Source organism: Christiangramia echinicola DSM 19838 (genome assembly GCF_000423065.1).
Classification (GTDB): domain Bacteria; phylum Bacteroidota; class Bacteroidia; order Flavobacteriales; family Flavobacteriaceae; genus Christiangramia; species Christiangramia echinicola.
The window spans coordinates 1-7,127 of sequence record NZ_AUHG01000004.1 but is presented as its reverse complement, the minus strand read 5'-3'; the positions used below and the strand labels follow the sequence as shown (position 1 = coordinate 7,127).

Here is a 7,127-nt window from a genome sequence, read left to right as displayed (position 1 = left end):
GTTTGTTGGTCAAGTTAATTATTTTCTTTCTAAGGCTGCCGGCTATTGGCGATTAACCGTTGTTAGCTTTAGTTGTTTTTCAAAGTTTTTATTGCTACCTCCAATAATTTATGATCACCAATTTGATCTTTTACTTTTTGCGTAAGTATGTTACTCTTTTCCCTTAGATTAATAATTGCATAATCAATTAATACCATAAAGTTTGATAATTGAGTTTGATCAAAATTGAACATAGCTACTGAAAGATTTGCAAAGGTTGAGTGTAAATTTTCACCTTCCAGCTCAAATTGAATATAAATTCTTTTTTTTTCAAAAATGCTATTATCGGCATGAGCAATAAACTTGTTTCTTAAATCCATTATGTAGTCATGAAATTTTACTAAATCCTTAGCGCTGACTTTCTCGTTATTTGGAAAGTTTTTTTTGAATTGTTTCTTATTTATTGAAATTCTTCCACCTTGTTTGGTGGAATTAAAGCATTAGCGTATGTAATAACCGAATTTGTAAAATATACTCTTTTCAAAGTAATGCTATTTTCAATTTCAGTATTTTCTTCAAGAATTCTCATTTTTTTTAATTCTATGAGACATTCTTTAGCGAATTTTAGGTCTTCAATAATGGAATTATAATCGTTCAAATGTTTGACGTGCGGAATGCTTTCATCAATCAGCCAACTATTTTTTGGTAAAGCTTTTTTTAAAATGTCTTCTGGATTATCTGAATTGAGATTATGTTTATCCAATCTATTGTTTTTTGTTGACTAACGGATTTTTCTGAACAATTAAAGCTAACGGTCCCGGTTATCGCCAGTTGGCGGAGTAAGGGACGCGGATTTGTCGGCTTAGTATTGGTTTGTTGGTCAATTTAATTAATTTCTCACTAACGGTGCCGCTTATTGGCGATTAACCGTTGTTATGTGGCGTATTGAAGCCGAATTTAAATATTTTGGAAGCAATTTTGTTCTTTACATAATAAAGTGTGGGAGAAATATGAGTTTTGTCCATAGTCAGTGGTTCATCAAGTATCCCAATATTCATTAATCCGTTGAAAGCTAAGTTTTCAGAAATATCAACAGGTATATCTCTACTTGCTGAATTCTTTAATAAAATTAAATCTTTTAGATTTATTTTGTTTATTATGGAGCTCATTTTAATAAAATCATCATAATTGATGTCTTCATTTATGTAAGCTTTGAATAGATTTCCAATAATTTGAGGTTTATCCATATCGTCAATTCTATCCAGTAGAACAATCACTGCTTCACCAACCTTTTGTTTCTTTTTAGGATTTTGATCAATTTGTTTGGTAAATTTTTCTCTTTGTTCTAAAGAACAATCATTTAATGATTGAAGAAATAACAAAACCTTTTTTGCAAAAATCTTGTCTCTAATATTTTTAGAAGCCTTAATAACATTTGAAATAGTTCCTATAACTGGGAAATCTTTCAGTACTTCATTTTCTAAAATAGTATCCAGTGCTATTTCAGTAAAATCAGCAGCTAAATTTTGAATTGAAGAATCTGAAATTTGATCAATTAACTTAGATTCAATACTTTCTTCCTTACTCATATCTTAGTGAATATGCCATATAACGGTCCCGGTTATCGCCAGTTGGCGGAGTAAGGGACGCTGATTTGTCGGCTTAGTGTTGGTTTGTTGATCAAGATAATTATTTTCTTACTAGCGCTGCCGCTTATTGGCGATTAACCGTTGTTAGGTGCTGTTATCTACTCAAATACTGTTTGGTTGCTCTTATTTTTTTCTGGTGTAAATAGCTTGAAGTACTCAAAAACATTTTTCCTCAAATAGTACATTAATATAATTCCAATAATGAGAATGAATACATAACCAAAAGTTAGATTTTGCATTAAGTAAAAATCTGGATCATACTCAGGAATGTCCGATAATGATATAAATGCATTGAATATTGTGAAAATGAACCATATGATTCCTGGTAAAAGAAATTTGCCATTAAGCTTCCAAATATTAATAGTCAGGTAAAATGATAGTATTAGAGAGATGAATAATTTTAGATCAAACTTTTCTATAAGTTCTAAAATATTTAATAGTTCGATTGCTAAGAATATTCCCCAAATAACAGAAAGAACTAAGTGATAGAATTTGTAGTTTTTGCGATCTTCCAATGTTGGGTTTGATGCTAAAATGAGTCTGAGTGAATCGTCATCTTCATATTTATCTTTTAAATCTTCATATAAGTCAGATTTTGAAACTCCATCTTGAAGACCTTTCTTAATTAGAATTTTATGTTCTTTTTCTTTCATTGAATTTTGATGATAATTGCACCTAACGGTCCCGGCTATCGCAAGTTGCGGGAATAAGGACGTGGATTTGTCGGATTAGTTCTTTTAATAATTGGTCTCTAAAATAGCCATTTTTAGCAAACTACCCGTTATTTGCGATGAGCCGTTGTTATACACCGTTAGTATTCTATAATGATTCCAAATCCATCATCAAATTCTTTTTTTTGAGATGCACTCATTTTATCTCTAATAGCTCGAATTGAATATCCTCCTCTTAGTTTTCCATTTTCAATATACATCCAGTCACTTATGTTTTTAGGGTCAATTATTATTGTATCTCCAATATTTACTTCTCTCGTAAATGCAGGTGAATTATTTACAACACCTTGGAATTCATTATTTTCATAAGTTATGTCAGTAATCCAAATATGTTCATAACCATTAGTAGATTTAAATGGCATTTTTATTGAAAAATCTTTATAGAGATCATTATTTTCCTTGTAAGCTTTTTCAAATTTATTCATTGTTTGTTGAGCCAGTAGAATAGCATCATTCATTTCTTTATCACTGTCATTTAACATATGAATATCTGGTTCATTTGATCTCTCAATCCTCTCATTCTTATCGGTTTTACAAGAAAAAAGAAGAATGCTTATTAAGATTGTTAAAATGTTTCGTAGTCTCATAATGGTGTATAACGGTCCCGGTTATCGCCAGTTGGCGGAGTAAAGGACGCGGATTTGTCGGCTTAGTATTGGTTTATTGGTCTAGTTAATTATTTTCTTTCTAACGGTGCCGCTTATTGGCGATTAACCGTTGTTGTGCGCTGGCTTTTAAACTTGAATCTGTAATAAATTAATTATTATTAATGCAATAGAAATAATAAGTAAAATATACAAAAGGATTTTTTTTATTCCAGTCACATTTTTTATTAATAATCCAGTTAGAATAATTGAGGCAATACAGAATATAATATTTATTAAAATAATTAAACGAGGATTATGTGTTATCGGAGTAAAAACACTCATAAAATATTCTATTCTTTCTTTTTGATTCCTAAATTTTTCAAATGAGATATACCAAAAGATTTGAATTGATAAGGGTATCAATGTGCAAAAGATGGCCAAAAAATATTGTGTTTTTGTTTTCTTCATTTAAAATTTTTAAGGTGCTTCACTTTACTCAGCTATTGGAATTTTTATCATTGTCAATCTATTATACTTAAATAACAAAATCTAATTCATCAAACCTTTGAGTGTTTAAAACATCAAATTGAAAATCTAAAACTAAAATTTTTAATAGTTGTGAAAGTCTCAAATATTCTTACTTTTTTCAGTAATATTTTAATTATTATTTTCTTAATTATTTATTTCCGATTTCTCTGAAGCTTGCGCACAACGGTCTCGATTATCGCAAGTTGGCGGAGTAGGGGACGCGGCGTTGTCGGCTTAGACCTAGTTTGTTGGTGAATTTAATTATTTTCTTACTAACGGTGCCGTCTATTTGCGATGAATCGTTGTTGGGCATAGTTATTTTGAAATCTCCTCTAAACATTTAAAAATAGCCATTTCTAAAGCTTTATTATATACCAGTTCCATCCTTTCATAAGTAGCATCCAAAGTTTTTGTTTCTATAAATCCTGAGGATTTACATTCTTCTAATATGTGATTATTTAAATCTATTATTTGTAGATGAATACTAAATTCTGCATATTCTCTTTCGTGGAAAAATGTAGCAGAGAATTCTTTATAACCTTGAAGGATATTAATTTTCACTTTAAGATCTTGTCCATTATTATTAAAATATGATTTTATTTCATTTTTAATTTTCTCTTCTTGTTTCGGTGTAATAAAAGGAGAAACTTTATCATAACTTTTTGGTGATGATAGAAATGGTAATTCAATTTTCTTATCAGTTACGTCTGTTCTTTTGTCATTAACGGTAACTTCAATTATATTTCCAGTAAGTGATATATTTTCTGAATCAAAATCTTTTTCTAAAATCGATTTATTCGTACCACACCCAAAATTTAAAAGAGTAAGGACGATTAATATTACCAGAGTTATTTTTCTATTTTTCAATTGTTGAATAAGCAGTTACATTGTTAATAATTATGCCCAACGGTCCCGGCTATCGCAAGTTGCGGGAGTAAGGACGCGGATTTGTCGGCTTCGTTGTTTAATAATTGGTCTCTAAAATAGCAATTTTCAGCAACCTACCCGTTATTTGCGATGAGCCGTTGTTGGCAATAGTTATGGTACTCTCTCTTCAAATTTGTAGGATTCTTTTCCATTTGTAACTACGATCTCATAAACTCCTTTTTTCAAAGCGAGATTGCAGTTTTTTGTTTTATTTTTTACTTCTGTAATGTCTACAGGAACTGCTGAATTAATATCTTCTCCTTTCTTATAAGCCAAAACCATGACTGGAAATTCAATTGTAAAATCAGTTAATGGGATAGGAACATTCTTATTTCCATTTTTAAATAACCAATCCGGCCTGTTATTTAAATATTTGGTATTCGGATGGAAAACAGCAATATCATTCCAGGCACCTTCTCTTTCATATCTTATTGGATTTTTGTCCTCATCAAGGATAACTGATGATTCTTGAATATTTAAAGCTTTTAATAATGGATTGTTAAATTTAGAATTACTTTTTTCGCTATACTTTATTTGATTAATGGTTAAGGGATTTATTCCAGTATATTCTGTTAATCTACTTGCCATAGTATTTCCCCAAATTGGATGTGTTCCTTCTAAATTGTGATCATAACCACAATGAATTAAGAATTTTTCATCAGGTTTAGATTCAATAATATTTTGAATGTTTTTTGCTTGTTCTATTTCTCTTGATTCAGTTGTGCTATTGCCAAAATTCTCTGTTTCGTATGGAAATACATTATAACCTATTTCTAAAGCGGTTCTAACTAAATCTCCAAATTGAGGATCTTTTATATAATGGCCAGTTTTAAGAATGGGATATTTCCTAATATTTAGTGTTGAATCTAATTCCTCTCCATTTGCTAGTGCTTCAAGACCTAAATTTTTATATCCATTTTCAAATAGTTTTTTAAGTATTGATTTTGTGAATACTCGGTGGAAAGAATTATGGTGAGCCTCATTTATTATGACTACTTGATTTTTCTTTGCTAGTTCAATAATGTAATCAGCTGCTTTGACTTTTGAGTACTTTTGATTTATTGAATCTATTTGGAACTCTGTGAAGTTTTTTTCTCTTGTCCCCATTGCAGAATCCCAATGAATTAAAGCATTTTTGTAATCACTTTTCATAGCAAAATCAGCAGCTGAAATTTGATATTTCCATGAAACCGTATCTTTTTCTACTTTATCTTCAATAACTGAAGAAAACTTATAGTCGGTTTCGAAATCAATTTTCTCTATAACTTTTTTCTCTTCTTCACATGAGATTAATGAAAAAAGGATTGTAAGTATGTAAAATCTCTGTTTCATAATTATTGCCAACGGTCTCGGTTATCGCCAGTTGGCGGAGTAAGGGACGCGGATTTGTCGGCTTAGTATTGGTTTGTTGGTCAAGTTAATTATTTTCTTTCTAACGCTACCGTCTATTGGCGATTAACCGTTGTTATGTGTAGGCTTTTAAACGGATTCTTATTTAATATTTCTTTTCGTAATTCTCAAGATATTTTTTCTTCAGAGAATCATTATAATTTTCTAGTTCTTCTAATAAGATTAGGAAGTCAAAAATATCATTACTAAATTCTTCAAGTCCATTTTTGGCTTTGTGCGGAATTAACAAAATTGTTCTTGAAAATTTCGAATTTTGAATTTTATTTAGTTGATGAATTAACTCCCCTTCAAGAAAAGGCATATAGTTGAAAACTTTTTCTATGTAAGTATTAATTTTTCTTACGCCATCTAATAAAATTAAACTTCCAATACTAGCCTGATAGCCATTGGGAATTTTATTTAGATCAACTTGAGCACAAATTCTTTTGAATGTCTGCCTATCCATTGAATCTTTTAGTTTTCCAATTTCATCCTCTTTTTCTGTTCCTTTGTGAATCCACTTTTTCACATTTTTTCCGTGAGATAATAAAGAGTCATTTAGTCCGCATATAATTGCATATGCTTCTATCTTTTTATGTTTATCAGATCTTTTGATAACTATTGCGTAAAAAATAAAACTTGCTATATAGGCAAAACATAGGTTTGATATAATTAATTCTAAATTCTTTTCTCTGGTAGAATTAAAAAAATCTATAAATACAAATTTTAATAGAATTAGTATAATTATACTTAGTCCGAAAAGAATATTTATTAATTTATTTTGGCTTAAATATTCTGTTTTTTTTCGGTGATAAATTCCAATTGGAGTTGAAACTGGAAGAGATGGAATATTAGAATTCTTTCTTATTTGGACAAGATCATCAGTTGTCACTTGTTTTTTTCCTTTTCCGTATGTTCCTGGATCACCTTTGAATAAATATTGAACCTCAGTTTTATTCTTTGAGGGATTTTGTTTCATAAAATTATCTTTTTAAAAAAGCTTACACATAACGGTCTCGAATAAGAAGAGTAGGGGGCTTCTAAATTCTTTTTAAATTTATATGTTTTTGAATTCTGAAATATACACATTTCTTTGTTGCCCCCTATTCTTCTTATTCGTCGTTATGTGCAGCAGAGCGGCATTTTGCAAAAATGCTGCGAGCGTCGTTCGACAGACCTGACCCTCGGGCCATCCCGCTTCAACCGTTTAGAATTGCGTTTATCCTTAGGATAGGCGACGTTCTGGAACGGGGAGCAAACAGCAGGATCACTAAAAAGGAGTGGAATCCCTCATTGCTAAATTTCTTTTTTTCTTCTTCCTTTACAGCGAGTTTGCA

8 protein-coding genes are annotated in these 7,127 nt (G+C 30.4%); all 8 read right to left on the bottom strand.

Translation table 11 applies throughout. From position 1 onward, the window contains the following. Nucleotides 1-68: 68 nt before the first annotated feature. Nucleotides 69-359 carry a hypothetical protein gene (locus G530_RS0100345; protein WP_026932635.1) on the bottom strand — a complete coding sequence of 97 codons (291 nt, stop codon included), beginning with the start codon at nt 357-359 and terminating at the stop codon, nt 69-71. Between the two features lie 80 nt (nt 360-439). Next, complete coding sequence (locus G530_RS0100340) at nt 440-742, bottom strand: hypothetical protein (protein WP_026932634.1); 303 nt, start codon at nt 740-742, stop codon at nt 440-442. Between the two features lie 160 nt (nt 743-902). Continuing rightward, entirely contained in the window at nt 903-1,568 is a 666-nt protein-coding gene (locus G530_RS0100335; protein WP_026932633.1) for a hypothetical protein, read from the bottom strand. Nucleotides 1,569-1,726: 158 nt separating this feature from the next. Next, nucleotides 1,727-2,281, bottom strand: coding sequence for a hypothetical protein (locus G530_RS0100330; protein ID WP_026932632.1), 555 nt, complete (start codon nt 2,279-2,281; stop codon nt 1,727-1,729). A gap of 158 nt (nt 2,282-2,439) precedes the next feature. Then, nucleotides 2,440-2,946, bottom strand: coding sequence for a DUF2314 domain-containing protein (locus tag G530_RS16345; RefSeq protein WP_084519357.1), 507 nt, complete (start codon nt 2,944-2,946; stop codon nt 2,440-2,442). A gap of 843 nt (nt 2,947-3,789) precedes the next feature. After that, on the bottom strand, nt 3,790-4,341 hold the full coding sequence (locus G530_RS0100315; protein ID WP_026932630.1) for a hypothetical protein: 552 nt from the start codon (nt 4,339-4,341) through the stop codon (nt 3,790-3,792). Nucleotides 4,342-4,512: 171 nt separating this feature from the next. Beyond that, nucleotides 4,513-5,733, bottom strand: a complete 1,221-nt coding sequence (locus G530_RS0100310) for a hypothetical protein (RefSeq protein WP_026932629.1) — start codon at nt 5,731-5,733, stop codon at nt 4,513-4,515. Nucleotides 5,734-5,896: 163 nt separating this feature from the next. Continuing rightward, nucleotides 5,897-6,769 carry a hypothetical protein gene (locus tag G530_RS0100305; protein ID WP_026932628.1) on the bottom strand — a complete coding sequence of 291 codons (873 nt, stop codon included), beginning with the start codon at nt 6,767-6,769 and terminating at the stop codon, nt 5,897-5,899. Nucleotides 6,770-7,127 lie beyond the last annotated feature (358 nt).

Excerpts from the sequence above, each read along its gene's own strand:
- G530_RS0100345 (WP_026932635.1), bottom strand. The coding sequence starts at position 359 with ATGGATTTAAGAAACAAGTTTATTGCTCATGCCGATAATAGCATTTTT.
- G530_RS0100335 (WP_026932633.1), bottom strand. The coding sequence starts at position 1,568 with ATGAGTAAGGAAGAAAGTATTGAATCTAAGTTAATTGATCAAATTTCA.
- G530_RS0100330 (WP_026932632.1), bottom strand. The coding sequence starts at position 2,281 with ATGAAAGAAAAAGAACATAAAATTCTAATTAAGAAAGGTCTTCAAGAT.
- G530_RS16345 (WP_084519357.1), bottom strand. The coding sequence starts at position 2,946 with ATGAGACTACGAAACATTTTAACAATCTTAATAAGCATTCTTCTTTTT.
- G530_RS0100310 (WP_026932629.1), bottom strand. The coding sequence starts at position 5,733 with ATGAAACAGAGATTTTACATACTTACAATCCTTTTTTCATTAATCTCA.
- G530_RS0100305 (WP_026932628.1), bottom strand. The coding sequence starts at position 6,769 with ATGAAACAAAATCCCTCAAAGAATAAAACTGAGGTTCAATATTTATTC.